The 14995-nt window shown below is 61.3% G+C and carries 17 protein-coding genes; 4 read left to right on the top strand and 13 right to left on the bottom strand.

Annotation, left to right across the window (positions count from 1 at the left end; genetic code table 11):
- Positions 1-42: 42 nt before the first annotated feature.
- The 5 genes from fkpB to murJ form a co-directional block, all read right to left on the bottom strand.
- Positions 43-495, bottom strand: coding sequence for an FKBP-type peptidyl-prolyl cis-trans isomerase (gene fkpB, locus J4P02_RS17285; RefSeq protein WP_426192377.1), 453 nt, complete (start codon positions 493-495; stop codon positions 43-45).
- A complete protein-coding gene (gene lspA / locus J4P02_RS17280; RefSeq protein WP_426192375.1) occupies positions 488-1000 on the bottom strand; it encodes a signal peptidase II in 513 nt (170 codons plus the stop codon). The genes fkpB and lspA overlap by 8 nt, the downstream gene beginning before the upstream one ends.
- On the bottom strand, positions 993-3824 hold the full coding sequence (gene ileS / locus J4P02_RS17275; protein WP_426192373.1) for an isoleucine--tRNA ligase: 2832 nt from the start codon (positions 3822-3824) through the stop codon (positions 993-995). Before ileS ends, lspA begins: the two co-directional genes overlap by 8 nt.
- 13 nt (positions 3825-3837) lie before the next feature.
- Positions 3838-4782, bottom strand: a complete 945-nt coding sequence (ribF, locus tag J4P02_RS17270) for a bifunctional riboflavin kinase/FAD synthetase (RefSeq protein ID WP_426192371.1) — start codon at positions 4780-4782, stop codon at positions 3838-3840.
- A gap of 129 nt (positions 4783-4911) precedes the next feature.
- Entirely contained in the window at positions 4912-6450 is a 1539-nt protein-coding gene (gene murJ / locus J4P02_RS17265) for a murein biosynthesis integral membrane protein MurJ (protein ID WP_426192526.1), read from the bottom strand.
- A 252-nt stretch (positions 6451-6702) separates the two neighbouring features.
- Here murJ and rpsT point away from each other — a divergent pair, with 252 nt between their 5' ends.
- Entirely contained in the window at positions 6703-6981 is a 279-nt protein-coding gene (gene rpsT / locus J4P02_RS17260) for a 30S ribosomal protein S20 (RefSeq protein WP_009050949.1), read from the top strand.
- A gap of 115 nt (positions 6982-7096) precedes the next feature.
- Here rpsT and J4P02_RS17255 read toward each other — a convergent pair whose 3' ends face one another.
- The 5 genes from J4P02_RS17255 to rplU all read right to left on the bottom strand — a co-directional run bounded on the left by J4P02_RS17255 (position 7097) and on the right by rplU (position 10900).
- The gene (locus J4P02_RS17255; RefSeq protein WP_426192369.1) at positions 7097-7555 is read right to left on the bottom strand and encodes a CreA family protein; all 459 of its coding nucleotides are present in this window, start codon (positions 7553-7555) and stop codon (positions 7097-7099) included.
- Positions 7556-7574: 19 nt separating this feature from the next.
- A complete protein-coding gene (proB, locus tag J4P02_RS17250; RefSeq protein WP_426192367.1) occupies positions 7575-8693 on the bottom strand; it encodes a glutamate 5-kinase in 1119 nt (372 codons plus the stop codon).
- A 183-nt stretch (positions 8694-8876) separates the two neighbouring features.
- Positions 8877-10100 carry an Obg family GTPase CgtA gene (cgtA, locus tag J4P02_RS17245; RefSeq protein WP_426192365.1) on the bottom strand — a complete coding sequence of 408 codons (1224 nt, stop codon included), beginning with the start codon at positions 10098-10100 and terminating at the stop codon, positions 8877-8879.
- 195 nt (positions 10101-10295) lie between these two features.
- Entirely contained in the window at positions 10296-10553 is a 258-nt protein-coding gene (gene rpmA, locus J4P02_RS17240) for a 50S ribosomal protein L27 (RefSeq protein WP_042556305.1), read from the bottom strand.
- Between the two features lie 35 nt (positions 10554-10588).
- The gene (rplU, locus tag J4P02_RS17235; RefSeq protein ID WP_007924746.1) at positions 10589-10900 is read right to left on the bottom strand and encodes a 50S ribosomal protein L21; all 312 of its coding nucleotides are present in this window, start codon (positions 10898-10900) and stop codon (positions 10589-10591) included.
- A 380-nt stretch (positions 10901-11280) separates the two neighbouring features.
- Here rplU and J4P02_RS17230 point away from each other — a divergent pair, with 380 nt between their 5' ends.
- From J4P02_RS17230 to J4P02_RS17220, 3 genes are all read left to right on the top strand, one after another.
- Positions 11281-12249 carry a polyprenyl synthetase family protein gene (locus tag J4P02_RS17230; RefSeq protein WP_426192363.1) on the top strand — a complete coding sequence of 323 codons (969 nt, stop codon included), beginning with the start codon at positions 11281-11283 and terminating at the stop codon, positions 12247-12249.
- Between the two features lie 122 nt (positions 12250-12371).
- Positions 12372-12713 (top strand): zinc ribbon domain-containing protein YjdM, encoded by a 342-nt coding sequence (locus J4P02_RS17225; RefSeq protein ID WP_426192361.1) that lies wholly within the window; start codon positions 12372-12374, stop codon positions 12711-12713.
- Positions 12714-12909: 196 nt separating this feature from the next.
- Complete coding sequence (locus tag J4P02_RS17220; protein ID WP_426192359.1) at positions 12910-13179, top strand: hypothetical protein; 270 nt, start codon at positions 12910-12912, stop codon at positions 13177-13179.
- Between the two features lie 90 nt (positions 13180-13269).
- Here J4P02_RS17220 and J4P02_RS17215 read toward each other — a convergent pair whose 3' ends face one another.
- From J4P02_RS17215 to J4P02_RS17205, 3 genes are all read right to left on the bottom strand, one after another.
- Positions 13270-13887: an FKBP-type peptidyl-prolyl cis-trans isomerase gene (locus J4P02_RS17215; RefSeq protein WP_007924751.1), complete on the bottom strand. Its 618-nt coding sequence runs from the start codon at positions 13885-13887 to the stop codon at positions 13270-13272.
- 127 nt (positions 13888-14014) lie between these two features.
- Entirely contained in the window at positions 14015-14320 is a 306-nt protein-coding gene (locus J4P02_RS17210; protein ID WP_426192357.1) for a DUF6482 family protein, read from the bottom strand.
- A gap of 131 nt (positions 14321-14451) precedes the next feature.
- Positions 14452-14940, bottom strand: a complete 489-nt coding sequence (locus J4P02_RS17205) for a TIGR00645 family protein (protein WP_015637095.1) — start codon at positions 14938-14940, stop codon at positions 14452-14454.
- Between the last annotated feature and the right edge of the window lie 55 nt (positions 14941-14995).

Here is a 14995-nt window from a genome sequence, read left to right as displayed (position 1 = left end):
GCCGGCTCCTACAGAATAGGAGACAGCCTGCCGGCGATGCTGTTAAAGCGCTTTGACGTCGATGATCTCGACATCGAAGGTCAGGGTCTTGCCAGCCAGCGGGTGGTTGAAGTCGACGGTGACCTGAGCGTCATCGAAGGTTTTGACCACACCGGGCAACTCGGTATTCGCCGCGTCGTTGAAAATCACCAGCAAGCCTTCCGAGAGCTCCATGTCCTGGAACTGCGAGCGCGGAATGACCTGCACGTTCTGCGGGTTGGGCTGGCCGAAAGCGTTTTCCGGCTCGATGGTCAGGTTGCGCTTGTCGCCGGCCTTGAAACCGAACAGCGCCGCTTCGAACCCCGGCAACAGGTTGCCATCGCCGACCTTGAAGGTCGCCGGCGCCTTGTCGAAGGTGCTGTCCACGGTGTCGCCGTTCTCCAGGCGCAAGGCGAAATGCAAAGTGACTTGCGTGTTCTGACCGATGCGTTGCTCAGTCAATAGCTGTTCAGTCATGCACCGCTTCTCCGGTTTTCTTGCTCTTGAACATATCCAGGGCCAGCATCACCGCGCCAACGGTGATGGCGCTGTCGGCGAAGTTGAAGGCCGGGAAGTACCAGCGGTTCTGCCAGTGCACCAGGATGAAATCGATCACATGGCCCAGGGCGATGCGGTCATACAGGTTGCCCAGGGCACCGCCCAGGACCAGGGCCAGGGCCACGGCCAGCCAGGTTTCGTTGCGCCCCAGGCGCTTGAGCCAGACCACCAGCACCGCACTGACCACGATCGCGATCAGGGCGAACAGCCAGCGCTGCCAGCCGGAGCCATCAGCCAGGAAGCTGAAGGCCGCGCCGGTGTTGTAGGCCAGGGTCCAGCTGAAGTAGTCCGGGATCACCACGATCTGCTGGTACATGGTCAGGGAGTTTTCGAAGTGCAGCTTGCTGACCTGGTCGATGACCAGGACCAGCACGCTCAACCACAGCCAGCCCAGACGGCCGAAACGGCCTGCGGCGTTAGGCATAGTGACGAACCTCGCCTGCACCGCTGATGTTGTCCACGCAACGACCGCAGATTTCCGGGTGCTCCGGGTGCACACCGACGTCTTCGCGGCAGTGCCAGCAACGGGCGCACTTGACGAAGTTCGACTTGACCACCTTCAGCTTGAGGCCGCTGACTTCGGTGTCCACTGCATCCGCCGGGGCCTGGGCCAGAGGCGCGACACTGGCGGTGGAGGTGATCAGCACGAAGCGCAGTTCGTTGCTCAGCTTGGCCAGGTCCGCCGACAGCGAATCTTCGGCATACAGGGTCACTTCGGCCTGCAGGTTGCCGCCCACGGCTTTCGCCGCGCGCTGGTTCTCCAGTTCCTTGTTGACCGCGGCCTTGACCGCCATGATCCGCTCCCAGTAGGCGCGGTCCAGCTCGAAGCCTTCCGGCAACTCGCTGAGGCCTTCGTACCAGGTGTTGAGCATCACCGACTCGTTGCGCTCGCCTGGCAGGTACTGCCACAGCTCGTCGGCGGTGAAAGCCAGGATCGGCGCGATCCAGCGCACCAGCGCCTCGCTGATGTGGTACAGCGCGGTCTGGCAGGAGCGCCGGGCCTGGCTGTTGGCGCCGGTGGTGTACTGGCGGTCCTTGATGATGTCCAGGTAGAAGCCGCCCAGCTCCTGCACGCAGAAGTTGTGCACCTTGGAGTAGACGTTCCAGAAGCGGTACTCGCCGTAGTGCAGCTCCAGCTCGCGCTGCAGCAGCAGGGCACGGTCCACGGCCCAGCGGTCCAAGGCCAGCATCTCTTCAGGTGGCAGCAGGTCGCTGGCCGGGTTGAAGCCGCTGAGGTTGGAAAGCAGGAAGCGCGCGGTGTTGCGAATACGCCGGTAGGCGTCGGCGCTGCGTTGCAGGATCTGGTCGGAAACCGCCATCTCGCCGGAATAGTCGGTGGCCGAGACCCACAGGCGCATGATGTCGGCGCCCAGGGTGTCGTTGACCTTCTGCGGCGCGATCACGTTGCCCAGGGACTTGGACATCTTGCGGCCGTTCTCGTCCACGGTGAAACCGTGGGTCAGCAGCTCGCGGTACGGTGCATTGCCGTCGATGGCGCAGCCGGTGAGCAGCGACGAGTGGAACCAGCCGCGGTGCTGGTCGGAACCTTCCAGGTACAGGTCGGCGCGCGGGCCGCTCCCATGGCCCTGCGGGTGCGAACCACGCAGCACGTGCCAGTGGGTGGTGCCCGAGTCGAACCAGACGTCCAGGGTGTCGCTGATCTTGTCATACAGCGGCGCTTCGTCGCCCAGCAGCTCGGCGGCGTCCATCTTGAACCAGGCTTCGATGCCTTGCTGTTCAACGCGCTTGGCCACCTCTTCCATCAGTTCGACGGTGCGTGGGTGCAGCTCGCCGCTTTCCTTGTTCAGGAAGAACGGGATCGGCACGCCCCAGTTGCGCTGGCGGGAGATGCACCAGTCCGGACGGTTGGCAATCATCGAGTGCAGGCGCGCCTGGCCCCAGGCCGGTACGAACTGGGTGTCCTCGATGGCTTGCAGGGCGCGCTGGCGCAGGGTGTCGCCGGCTTCAGGCTGCTTGTCCATGCCGACGAACCATTGCGCCGTGGCGCGATAGATCAGCGGGGTCTTGTGGCGCCAGCAGTGCATGTAGCTGTGGCTGATGGTTTCGGTGTGCATCAGCGCACCAACTTCGCTCAGTTTCTCGACGATGGCTGGGTTGGCCTTCCAGATGAACTGGCCGCCAAAGAACTCCAGGGATGGCGAGTACACGCCATTGCTCTGCACCGGACTGAGAATGTCGTCGTTGACCATGCCGTAGCGCTTGCAGGTCACGAAGTCGTCTACACCGTAGGCTGGCGAGGAATGCACCACGCCGGTGCCGGCGCCCAGTTCCACGTACTCGGCCAGGTAGACCGGCGACAGGCGATCGTAGAACGGATGACGGAAATTGATCAGTTCCAGGGCCGAACCCGGGGCGGTGGCAATCACCGAGCCCTCCAGGCTGTAGCGCGCCAGGCAGGACTCCACCAGCTCCTCGGCCAGCACCAGCAGGCGCTCGCCGGTGTCCACCAGGGCGTAGTTGAACTCCGGATGGACGTTCAGCGCCTGGTTGGCCGGGATGGTCCAGGGGGTGGTGGTCCAGATCACGATGGCGGCGGGCTTGGCCAGCTTGGCCAGGCCGAAAGCGGCGGCCAGCTTGTCTTCATCGGCGATCGGGAAGGCCACATCGATGGTGGCGGATTTCTTGTCCTGGTATTCGACTTCTGCCTCGGCCAATGCCGAGCCGCAGTCGAAGCACCAGTTGACCGGTTTCAGGCCCTTGAACACGAAGCCGCCCTTGACCATTTCCGCCAGGGCACGGATCTCGCCGGCCTCGTTGGCGAAGTTCATGGTCTTGTAGGGGTTGTTCCAGTCGCCCAGCACACCCAGGCGGATGAACTCGGCCTTCTGCCCTTCGATCTGCTCGGAGGCGTAGGTGCGGCACAGCTCGCGGGTCTGGTCCGAGGTCAGGTTCTTGCCGTGAGTCACCTCGACCTTGTGCTCGATCGGCAGGCCGTGGCAGTCCCAGCCCGGAACATAGGGCGCATCGAAGCCCGCCAGGGTCTTGGAGCGGATGATCATGTCCTTGAGGATCTTGTTGACCGCGTGACCGATGTGAATCGAGCCGTTGGCATAGGGCGGACCGTCGTGCAGAACGAACTTGGGACGATCCTTGCCAATCTCGCGCAACTTTCCGTACAGGCCAATGCTGTCCCAACGCTGCAGAATCTGTGGTTCGCGCTGAGGCAGGCCGGCCTTCATTGGGAAGGCGGTGTCCGGAAGGTTTAACGTGGCTTTATAGTCGGTCATTTAAGGCTCTTCATTAGCGATTGGCGCTATGGATACGTGCCACTTGGGCACGGGCGGCGGCAACATCCGCATTGATCGCCGTCTTCAACGCCTCCAGGGAGGCGAAACGCTGCTCTTCACGCAGCTTGTGGTGGAAAACCACCGTCAAACGCCGGTCGTACAGATCGCCGGCAAAATCTAGTAGATGAACTTCCAGGTGGGCCTTGCCATCACCTGCAACCGTGGGCCGCACGCCGATATTGGCAACGCCCGGCCAGGTTTTCCCGTCTTTCTCGACGCTGACCAGGTAGACCCCGGACAGCGGCACGCGACGGCGCTTCAACTGCACATTGGCAGTGGGGGTACCCAACTGGCGCGCCAGTTTCTGCCCGTGCAGGACCCGCCCGGCAATCCGGAATGGCCGCCCGAGCAGGCGCTCAGCCAACTCGAAGTCGGCAGCGGCCAGGGCGTTGCGGACCTGGGTGCTGCTGACGCGCAAGCCATCCAGCTCCACGGTCTGCGCCGCTTCCACGGTAAACCCGTGGGTCAGCCCGGCCTGCTGCAGGAATTCGAAATCGCCGACCCGGTCGCAGCCAAAGCGGAAGTCGTCACCAACCTCCAGATGCTGCACGCCCAGGCCGTCCACCAGGATTCGCTCGACGAACTCGCTGGCACTGAGCTTGCTCAGGCGCTGGTTGAAGGCCAGGCACAGAACCCGGTCGACGCCTTCTTGCGCCAACAACTGGAGTTTGTCGCGCAACCGGGCAAGACGGGCCGGAGCGGTCTCGGGGGCGAAGAATTCCCGCGGCTGCGGCTCGAAAATCACTACGCAGCTGGGCAGGCCCAACTCGAGCGCACGCTCCCGTAGCCGCCCCAGGATAGCCTGGTGACCACGGTGAACACCGTCAAAGTTGCCAATAGTGGCGACGCAGCCCCGATGCTGGGGGCGCAGATTGTGGAGGCCTCGAACCAGCTGCATAACGCGCTTCTTGCTCATAAAGTGGCCGATTATAACCACACCCGGCGGCCGACGACAGGCAACACCGCCACCCAAAGTGATCGAACCGACAAAACCAGTGACTGCCCAGCGCCGATGACTAAAGCGTCATCAGCTCAAGGCCTTGCGATTGAAGTCGCGCAAACGAAAGCCCAACAGTGCCAGCATGCCGAAATACGCCACCACACCCGCGACCACCAAGGCGCCCAGGCGCAGGAAACGCTGGAGCATATGCCCCTGGTCCCAGGCCGGCATGAAATGCATCAAGCCCAGCAATACCGCGGACATTACCGCCACCGCTAGCAGCAACTTCAGGGTAAAGCGCCCCCAGCCCGGCTGCGGCTGGAACATCTGCTGCTTGCGTAGCTGATAGAACAGCAGGCCAGCATTGATGCAGGCGCCAGCACTGATTGCCAGGGCCAGGCCCGCGTGCTTCAGCGAACCGATAAAGGCCAGGTTGAGCAACTGGGTGACGATCAAGGTGAAGATGGCGATCTTCACCGGCGTGCGAATGTTCTGCTGCGCATAAAAACCTGGCGCCAGCACCTTGATCAGGATGATCCCCAGCAGCCCCACGGCGTAGGCCACCAGGGCCCGCTGGGTCATGGCGGCGTCGAAGGCGCTGAATTCGCCGTACTGGAACAGCGACACGGTCAGCGGTTCGGCCAAAATCCCCAGCGCCAGGGAGCACGGCAGCACCAGGATGAAACACAGGCGCAGGCCCCAGTCGAGCAGCCGCGAATACTCGTGGCGGTCCTTATTGGCGTAGGTCTTGGCCAGGGTCGGCAGGAGGATGGTGCCCAGCGCCACCCCCAGCACACCAGAAGGCAGCTCCATCAGACGGTCGGCGTAGTACATCCACGACACCGAACCGGCCACCAGGAACGAGGCGAAGATGGTGTTGATGATCAGCGAAATCTGGCTGACGGAAACCCCGAGGATCGCCGGCAGCATCTGCTTCATCACTCTCCAGACCCCGGTATCGCGCAGATTCAGGCGTGGCAGCACCAGCATGCCGATCTTCTTCAAGTGCGGCAGCTGGTAGAGCAGCTGCGCCAGGCCACCGGCCAGCACCGCCCAACCCAGGGCCATCACCGGCGGATCGAAGTAAGGCGTAAGGAACAACGCGAAGATGATCATGCTGACATTGAGCAGGGTCGGCACGAAGGCCGGCACCGAGAAGCGGTTCCAGGTGTTGAGAATCGCCCCGGCCAGGGAAGACAGCGAGATCAGCAATATATAAGGAAAGGTCACCCGCAGCAGGTCGGCGGTGAGGCTGAATTTTTCCGGCGAGTCGACGAACCCCGGCGCCGTGGCCCAGATCACCCAGGGCGCGGCAATGATGCCCAGGGCGGTAACCAGCGCCAGAACCAGTGTCAGCAGGCCGGAAACATAGGCAATGAAAGTTCGGGTCGCCTCGTCGCCCTGCTGGCTCTTGTACTCGGCCAGGATCGGCACGAACGCCTGGGAGAAAGCCCCTTCGGCAAAGATCCGCCGCAGCAGGTTGGGCAGCTTGAAAGCGATAAAGAAGGCGTCCGTGGCCATGCCGGCACCGAAAGTGCGCGCGATGATGGTGTCGCGAACGAATCCCAGCACCCGGGAAAGCATCGTGATAGAGCTGACGGCAGCCAACGACTTGAGCAGGTTCATGAAAAGGTTTTGCGCCTTGTAGATAAACAGCAGGCGAAACGACACCCACTTGTGCAATACTCCGCGCCGCAACAGCACAGAGCCAAAGCTCGCGAGTTTACAGGTCAAGCGCCGGAAAGAAATATCCCGCCTCTTTAGATCGACCACTCAGCGGAACGCATCAGCCGCCCTTGACAAGGGATCAACTCATCGGCATGATTCGCGGCCTATTTTGTTAGCTATTTTCCAAAAAGTCTTTCGAGGAGCTCGACGGTGGCCAACTCACCTTCCGCCAAAAAACGTGCAAAACAGGCTGAGAAGCGTCGCAGCCACAACGCCAGCCTGCGTTCCATGGTTCGTACCTACATCAAGAACGTAGTTAAGGCCATCGACGCAAAAGACGCTGAAAAAGCGCAAGCTGCTTATGTTCTGGCCGTGCCAGTTATCGACCGTATGGCCGATAAAGGCATCATCCACAAGAACAAAGCTGCTCGTCACAAAGGCCGTCTGAATGGCCACATCAAAGCTCTGAAGCTGGCTGCTGCAGCCTAAGCATCAAGCTTGATGAAAAAACCGACCCAAGGGTCGGTTTTTTTATGCCTGCCACTCAAGCTCCAGCCAACCGACCCCCTCCTTCGCAAGAGCCGGCCCGCCGAGCATCAAGCCATCAATGGGACCAGGGCAGGATAGGAATCGCCGTCACCGCATTCTGCGGACTACCCTCGATCAGGCGATCGCTGTACACCAGATACACCAGGGTATTGCGCTTCTTGTCGAGAAAACGCACCACCTGCATGGTCTTGAACACCAGCGAAGTGCGCTCCTTGAACACCTCCTCGCCATCCTTGAGCTCACCCCTGAATGCGATCGGCCCCACCTGACGACAGGCAATGGAGGCCTCGGCACGATCTTCCGCCAGGCCCAACCCACCCTTGAGCCCGCCAGTCTTGGCCCGCGACAGGTAGCAAGTCACGCCATCGACCTTGGGATCATCGAACGCCTCGACCACGATCCGGTCATTGGGCCCGACAAACTTGAACACCGTGGAAACCTGGCCAATTTCCTCGGCCGACGCCAACAAGGGCATCACCAAGAGCAGCCCCAACAATCCTTTTGCTACGCGCATTCGCTTTTCCTTACGCCAGTTACACCAGAATCAGGTTATCGCGGTGAACCAGTTCCGGCTCCGCCATATAACCCAGTACACCGACAATCGCATCCGAAGGCTGACCAATGATCTTCTGCGCCTCGGCGGCACTGTAGTTGGCCAAGCCCCGGGCGATCTCGCGCCCGTCAGGGGCGACACACACCACCATCTCGCCACGCCGGAAGCCGCCCTGGACCTGCTTGACCCCCACCGGCAACAAGCTCTTGTTACCCTGGGACAAGGCCGACACCGCCCCCTCATCCAGCACCAGGGTGCCACGCGTCTGCAGATGCCCCGCCAGCCACTGCTTGCGTGCCGCCAGCATGCCGCGCTCAGGCGACAACAGGGTACCGATGCGCTCGCCAGCCTTGAGACGGTCCAGCACCCGCTCCAGACGCCCACCCACAATGATGGTATGCGCCCCGGAACGCGCCGCCAGCCGTGCCGCCCGCAGCTTGGTCTGCATGCCGCCGCGCCCCAGCGCGCCGCCGGTACCGCCCGCCACTGCATCCAGCGCCGGATCATCGGCCCGCGCTTCGTAGATCAGCTGGGCATCGGGATTGTTCCGCGGGTCAGCATCGAACATGCCGTCGCGATCGGTGAGGATCACCAGCAGGTCGGCCTCCACCAGGTTGGCCACCAGCGCCGCCAGGGTGTCGTTGTCGCCAAAGCGGATCTCATCGGTGACCACGGTGTCGTTCTCGTTGATCACCGGAATCACCTTGAGCTCCACCAGCGCACGCAAGGTGCTGCGGGCATTCAGGTAACGCTTGCGATCCGAAAGGTCGTCATGGGTCAGCAGAATCTGCGCCGTATGCCGGCCATGCTCAGCAAAACTCGACTCCCAGGCCTGCACCAGGCCCATCTGGCCAATAGCCGCAGCAGCCTGCAACTCATGCATCGCACTCGGTCGTGCGCTCCAGCCCAGGCGACTCATACCGGCCGCCACCGCACCAGAGGAAACCAGCACCAGCTCGACTCCAGCCTCATGCAAGGCCACCATCTGCTCGACCCACACGCCCATTGCGGCGCGATCCAGCCCTTTGCCATCCGCCGTCAGCAGTGCGCTGCCGATCTTCACGACCCAGCGCTGCGCACCTGTCACCTTGCTCCGCATCTTATTCAACCTTTGCCAGCGAGCGACGCGACCGAGCGCCACTCATGGGGTTATTCGTATTTACGCCTTGCAGATACCAGAACGCCGCTCGAGTGAGCGGCGTTCGGGGAGCTGGCCCGGCAGCGATGATAACACCGCCCCCAGCCAGATAAACCGTCTTCGCGGACCTGTCCGCGCAGCGGATCAGTCGCGGACGTAGATGATCTCCGGACCATCCTCGTCATCCACATCTTCTTCGTCCCAGTCATCGTCACCGATGTCATGCACGCTCTTCACACCACTGCGACGCAGGGCACGCTGATCGTCCAGCGCCTGCAGCTGGGCACGGGCTTCATCCTCGATACGCTGATCCAGCTCGGCCAGCTCATCAGCGTAGGCTGGATCGGCCGCCAGACGATCCGCACGATCTTCCAGGTAACGCATGATGTCGCGGCTCAGGCGCTCGGTGCCGTCCTTGGAAATGGCCGAGATCACATACACCGGCCCCGTCCACTCCAGGCGATCGACGATTTCCTTGACCCGCTCTTCGTGCTCTTCCTCAAGGATCTGGTCGCACTTGTTGAGCACCAGCCAGCGCTCACGCTCCGCCAGCGACGGACTGAACTTGGCCAGCTCGTTGACGATCACTTCGGCCGCATCGGCCGGGCTGCTTTCGTCCAGCGGCGCCATGTCCACCAGGTGCAGCAGGATGCGCGTACGCGCCAAGTGCTTGAGGAAGCGGATACCCAGGCCGGCGCCATCGGAGGCACCTTCGATCAACCCGGGGATATCGGCGATCACGAAGCTCTTCCAGCGATCGACGCTTACCACACCCAGGTTCGGCACCAGGGTGGTGAACGGGTAGTCGGCAACCTTGGGCTTGGCCGCGGAAACCGAACGGATAAAGGTGCTCTTGCCGGCATTCGGCAAGCCCAGCAGACCGACGTCCGCCAGCACCTTCAATTCCAGCTTGAGATCGCGCTGCTCGCCCGGCTTGCCCGGCGTGGTCTGGCGCGGCGCCCGGTTGGTACTGGATTTGAACCGGGAGTTACCCAGGCCGTGCCAGCCACCCTGCACCACCATCAACCGCTGACCGGCCTTGGTCAGGTCACCAATCACCTCTTGGGTACCGGCATCGATCACCGTGGTGCCGACCGGAACCCGCAGCTCCAGGTCCTCGCCCTTCTTGCCAGTGCAGTCGGTACTGCCACCATTGGAGCCACGCTCGGCATCGAAGTGCCGGGTGTAACGGTAATCCACCAGGGTATTGAGGTTTTCGTCGGCGACCATATAGATCGAGCCGCCGTCACCCCCATCACCACCGTTAGGGCCACCATTCTCGATGAATTTTTCGCGACGGAAACTCATGCAACCATTGCCGCCGTCGCCAGCTTTTACTCGGATCGAAACTTCATCAACAAACTTCATGTGCAAACGCCTCTCGCCGCCCGGGCGAGCTGAAAAACACTAAGACATAAGACTCTTGCAAAAATGAGCGCAGCGACCTCAATCAACGACCGAAAAATCCAACGCTGGCAGCCCGTACAAACAGTTTTGCAAGAGACTCATCCCACAAACGAAAAAGCCCCGTCGCGAGACAGGGCTTTTCCAGCGATCGCGCAATTAAGCTGCGACGACGCTCACGTAACGACGACCGAAGGCGCCCTTTACTTCAAACTTGATCACGCCTTCGATTTTCGCGAACAGGGTGTGATCCTTACCCATGCCAACGCCGTAGCCAGCGTGGAATTGGGTGCCGCGCTGACGCACGATGATGTTGCCCGGAATGATTTTCTGGCCGCCATACATCTTCACGCCAAGGCGTTTGGCTTCTGAGTCGCGACCGTTACGGGTACTACCACCAGCTTTTTTGTGTGCCATGAGTTCAATTCTCCTAGTGAGGAATTAGGCTGAAATTAAGCCTGAATACCGGTGATTTTGATCTCGGTGAACCACTGGCGGTGGCCCATACGCTTCATGTGGTGCTTACGGCGACGGAACTTGATGATGCGGACTTTATCGTGACGACCTTGGGAGATCACTTCAGCCTTGACGGTTGCGCCAGCAACAACAGGTGCGCCGATGTTCACGTCGTCGCCATTGGCAACCAACAGAACGCGGTCAAAAGTCACGGATTCGCCAGTGGCGATTTCCAGTTTTTCGATCTTCAGGTATTCACCTTCAGCGACCTTGTATTGCTTACCGCCGGTAACGATTACTGCGTACATGGTATTTCTCCGATAATCCTGCTCACCCAGCTCTTTATAAGAAGAGGTATTGGCTGGCATGGCTGCATGGGGCTGGAACGGCCCAAGTGCAATTGCGTAAGGCAGGTGCTGCCCAGGAAGTTCAGGGTGCGCGATTGTACGCAACGCTCAATGGCGATGCAAGTGCCGTTCAGGCGCCACGGGCCTGGCTGCCAGGCCCTGCCGAGCAGAAAAAAGCAGCCGGGAAATAGCGGTTTTAATGCCAGGTTGAAACGATAACCCAGTAATTTACCCTGGCAAATGGGCGCCCGCCGCGGCTTTAACCTCCCGGGAACTCGCCTTGACACCTGCGGACGCGGGTCCTAGCATGCCGCGCAACCTTTCTGGAGCACCTGTCACTGATGCAACCCCAAGCTTTCTACCGCGCGGTGGCGGACGATTTTGACGCCGTCGACGGCATCATCAAGAAGCAGCTGACGTCCCGAGTGCCGCTGGTTTCGAAAATCGGCGACTACATTACCTCGGCCGGCGGCAAGCGCCTGCGTCCTTTGCTGGTGCTGTTGTGCGGCAAGGCCCTGGGCCGCGAAGGCGACGACCTGCGCCTGCTGGCCGCCACCATCGAGTTTCTGCACACCGCCACCCTGCTGCACGACGACGTGGTCGACATGTCCGGCATGCGCCGTGGCCGTTCCACCGCCAACGCCATGTGGGGCAACGCGCCCAGCGTACTGGTGGGCGACTTCCTGTACTCGCGCTCGTTCGAAATGATGGTCGAGCTGGGTTCGATGCCGGTCATGCGCATCCTGTCCCAGGCCACTCGCATCATTGCCGAGGGCGAAGTGCTGCAACTGTCCAAGGTACGTGACGCCAGCACCACCGAAGAAACCTATATGGAAGTCATCCGCGGCAAGACCGCGATGCTCTTCGAGGCCTCGACCCACAGCGCGGCGGCCCTGGCCGGCGCCAGTGCGGAACAGTCCGAAGCCCTGCGCACCTTCGGTGACCACCTGGGCGTGGCCTTCCAACTGGTGGACGACCTGCTCGACTACCGTGGCGACGCCGAGACCCTGGGCAAGAACGTCGGTGACGACCTGGCCGAAGGCAAGCCGACCCTGCCGCTGATCTACACCATGCGCGAAGGCACCCCGGAACAGGCAGCCCTGGTGCGCCAGGCGATCCAGAAAGGCGGTATCGAGGATCTGGAAAGCATCCGCGCAGCGGTCGAAGCATCCGGTTCCCTGGACTACACCGCACAGCTGGCCCGCGACTACGTGGCTCGCGCCATCACCTGCCTGGAGGCCCTGCCCCCCAGCCAGTACCGCGACGCCCTGGTGGAACTGAGCGAATTCGCCGTCGCCCGTACCCACTAAACAGCTTCCGGCTCCTGCCACTGGCAGGGGCCGGCTTGCTGGCAAAGCGCTTCGGCGCCCCTCCCCCGACAAAACCCTATACAATGTGCGCTTTTTAGCCATCCTGACTTTGAGGAGCTTAAGTGAGCACTTTGCCACCCTGCCCAAAATGCAATTCCGAATACACCTACGAAGACGGCGCCCAGCTGATCTGCCCCGAGTGCGCCCACGAGTGGTCCGCCAGCGGTGAAGCCGAGGCGGCGTCCGATGAAGCCGTGAAGAAGGATGCCGTGGGCAACGTGCTGCAAGACGGCGACACCATCACCGTAATCAAGGACCTCAAGGTCAAGGGCACTTCCCTGGTGGTCAAGGTCGGCACCAAGGTCAAGAACATCCGCCTGTGCGAAGGCGACCACGATATCGACTGCAAGATCGACGGCATCGGCCCGATGAAGCTCAAGTCCGAGTTCGTGCGCAAGGTCTGATCCCTGTCCTCCCTCTCGCGCCAGCCGCGAGAGGGTTCCCCCGCCAATCCCCGCCCCACCTGCCTAATAGCAAAACGCCAGCTTGTTTGACCAATAGCAATCCCTGCACAGAAAAAAGCAAAAACCGCCAATAGGCACTTGCTATTCATTGAATAAGAATTATTCTCATTGAACCCCATTCAAGGAGATGACGCCCATGACTTATTTGATTGATGCCTGGCTGGATCGCCCACACCCTTACCTGCGAATCCTGCATCGGGAAACCGGGGAAGTCTGTGCGGTACTGGAAGAGGAAGCCCTGAGCGAGCTGCAGGACCAGGGAGATCTGGACCTGAATGGTTTGAACTCCAGCGAACCGCTGGTGCTCAAGGAGTTGGTGCGCAACCTGTTTTTGTTCTGCTACGCCAGAGCCTTGCGGCCGACCGGAACCGATGGCCAGGGCCTGAGCGCAAAGATCCGTCTATGAAACCCGAACCGAGCAAGGGGCAAGCAGCTCGGCAATGAGCAGGCAGCGCATGCGCTGCGGTCATCGCCGAGCTGCTTGCCCCTATACGAATTACAGAACGTCCAGCAGCTCGACGTCGAACACCAGGACGCTGTGCGGCGGGATGCTGCCCACGCCTTGTGCGCCGTAAGCCAGTTCGCTCGGCACGTACAGACGCCATTTGCTACCGGCGTTCATCAGTTGCAGCGCTTCGGTCCAGCCGGCGATCACGCCACCTACCGGGAATTCGGCAGGCTGGCCACGCTCGTAGGAGCTGTCGAACACGGTGCCGTCGATCAGGGTGCCGTGGTAGTGAGTGCGCACGCTGTCTTCACGGGATGGCTTGGCGCCCTCGCCTTGAGTCAACACTTCGAATTGCAGACCCGAAGCCAGGGTGGTGATGCCTTCGCGCTTGGCGTTTTCCGCCAGGAATGCCAGGCCGGCACCGGCAGCCGCTTCAGCCTTGGCCGCCGCTTCGGCTTGCATGATTTCGCGGATCACCTTGAAGCTGGCGGACATTTCTTCCTGGCCCACACGGCTTGGCTTACCGGCGAAAGCGTCGGTCAGGCCGGCCAGGATGGCATCCAGGCTGACACCCGGTGGCGGGTTGTCACGCAGTTGGTCGCCCAGCTGACGGCCGATGCCGTAGCTGACGCGGGTTTCGTCGGTGGACAGATTTACTTCGGACATGACACTGCTCCGCTGTGCGGACGGCTCGGGAAAAGCCGTGGATACACAGCGCCTCCCGGAGCGCCCGGAATCAAAAGGGCGAGCAGACTAGCACAGAAGCCCGGAGCGGATCATCGCCCGACCGGCTTCAGCCATCGGCGTGCAAGCTGATGGGCACTTTCAGGCTGTCTTCAGCGCTGGCGGACAGGCCGCACATCTCGTCATGCACCGAGGTGTGGATCAGGTTGAACGGCAGCTTGGGAAACGCCTGCAGCACCTCCCGGGCGTGTTCCACCGAGCGCAGATGGAAGGTCTGGCCCTGGGCATCACTGAGCGGATACGCCGCGCCATGCATGCGCGCCTCAAGCAGATAGATCCCGCCCTCCAGGGAAATCAGGTTCAGTTCGTCGACCTTTCCGGCGATGGCGTAGGCATTCATTTCCCGCAGGTTCATAAGCGCACCCCGTGCTGTTGCGAGCCCCGACAGTTAAGGCATATGCCTGCCCCGGGAAAAGCACAAGGCACAAACGACACCGCCCGTCCGTTTCGCAACGGCCGGGCGGCAGGCAGTGCTGCGGGCGAGCATCAGTGCTTGGTCAGTTTGTCCAGGTAGCCCATGGCAAACGCCGAGATCACGAAGGTCATGTGGATCACCACGTACCACAACAGGTACTCGGTGGGGGTGTTCTTGGCATCCATAAACACCCGCAGCAGATGAATCGAAGAGATTGCCACGATGGACGCCGCCACCTTCATCTTCAGCGACGAAGAGTCCATCTTGCCCAGCCAGCTGAGCTTCTCCTTGTCCTCGTCGATGTCCAGTTGCGAGACGAAATTCTCGTAGCCGGAGATCATCACCATCACCAGCAAGCCACCCACCAGTGCCATGTCGATCAGCGACAGCAGCACCAGGATCAGGTCGGACTCCGCCATGGAGAACACATTGGGGATGACGTGGAAGACTTCCTGGAAGAACTTCAATGCCAGCGCCAGCAGGCCCAAGGACAGACCGAAGTAGATCGGCGCCAGCAACCAGCGCGAGGCATACATTGCATTTTCGATAAAGCGTTCCATTGAATCTCGCACCCGGTGAAAAAACGGCGGCGAGTATAACAGCGCGCCAAATGCC

The organism is Pseudomonas sp. NFXW11, assembly GCF_049887815.1.
GTDB lineage: Bacteria > Pseudomonadota > Gammaproteobacteria > Pseudomonadales > Pseudomonadaceae > Aquipseudomonas.
The sequence above is the reverse complement of the archived record's forward strand: the minus strand, read 5'-3'. Positions and strand labels throughout refer to the sequence as shown.

What these genes read in the sequence shown, in the direction of transcription:
- fkpB (WP_426192377.1), bottom strand. Translation starts at nt 495, where the DNA reads ATGACTGAACAGCTATTGACTGAGCAACGCATCGGTCAGAACACGCAA.
- rpmA (WP_042556305.1), bottom strand. Translation starts at nt 10,553, where the DNA reads ATGGCACACAAAAAAGCTGGTGGTAGTACCCGTAACGGTCGCGACTCA.
- J4P02_RS17230 (WP_426192363.1), top strand. Translation starts at nt 11,281, where the DNA reads ATGCAACCCCAAGCTTTCTACCGCGCGGTGGCGGACGATTTTGACGCC.
- J4P02_RS17215 (WP_007924751.1), bottom strand. Translation starts at nt 13,887, where the DNA reads ATGTCCGAAGTAAATCTGTCCACCGACGAAACCCGCGTCAGCTACGGC.
- murJ (WP_426192526.1), bottom strand. Translation starts at nt 6,450, where the DNA reads ATGAACCTGCTCAAGTCGTTGGCTGCCGTCAGCTCTATCACGATGCTT.
- J4P02_RS17255 (WP_426192369.1), bottom strand. Translation starts at nt 7,555, where the DNA reads ATGCGCGTAGCAAAAGGATTGTTGGGGCTGCTCTTGGTGATGCCCTTG.
- proB (WP_426192367.1), bottom strand. Translation starts at nt 8,693, where the DNA reads ATGCGGAGCAAGGTGACAGGTGCGCAGCGCTGGGTCGTGAAGATCGGC.
- J4P02_RS17220 (WP_426192359.1), top strand. Translation starts at nt 12,910, where the DNA reads ATGACTTATTTGATTGATGCCTGGCTGGATCGCCCACACCCTTACCTG.
- J4P02_RS17205 (WP_015637095.1), bottom strand. Translation starts at nt 14,940, where the DNA reads ATGGAACGCTTTATCGAAAATGCAATGTATGCCTCGCGCTGGTTGCTG.
- J4P02_RS17210 (WP_426192357.1), bottom strand. Translation starts at nt 14,320, where the DNA reads ATGAACCTGCGGGAAATGAATGCCTACGCCATCGCCGGAAAGGTCGAC.
- ileS (WP_426192373.1), bottom strand. Translation starts at nt 3,824, where the DNA reads ATGACCGACTATAAAGCCACGTTAAACCTTCCGGACACCGCCTTCCCA.
- lspA (WP_426192375.1), bottom strand. Translation starts at nt 1,000, where the DNA reads ATGCCTAACGCCGCAGGCCGTTTCGGCCGTCTGGGCTGGCTGTGGTTG.
- rplU (WP_007924746.1), bottom strand. Translation starts at nt 10,900, where the DNA reads ATGTACGCAGTAATCGTTACCGGCGGTAAGCAATACAAGGTCGCTGAA.
- cgtA (WP_426192365.1), bottom strand. Translation starts at nt 10,100, where the DNA reads ATGAAGTTTGTTGATGAAGTTTCGATCCGAGTAAAAGCTGGCGACGGC.
- ribF (WP_426192371.1), bottom strand. Translation starts at nt 4,782, where the DNA reads ATGCAGCTGGTTCGAGGCCTCCACAATCTGCGCCCCCAGCATCGGGGC.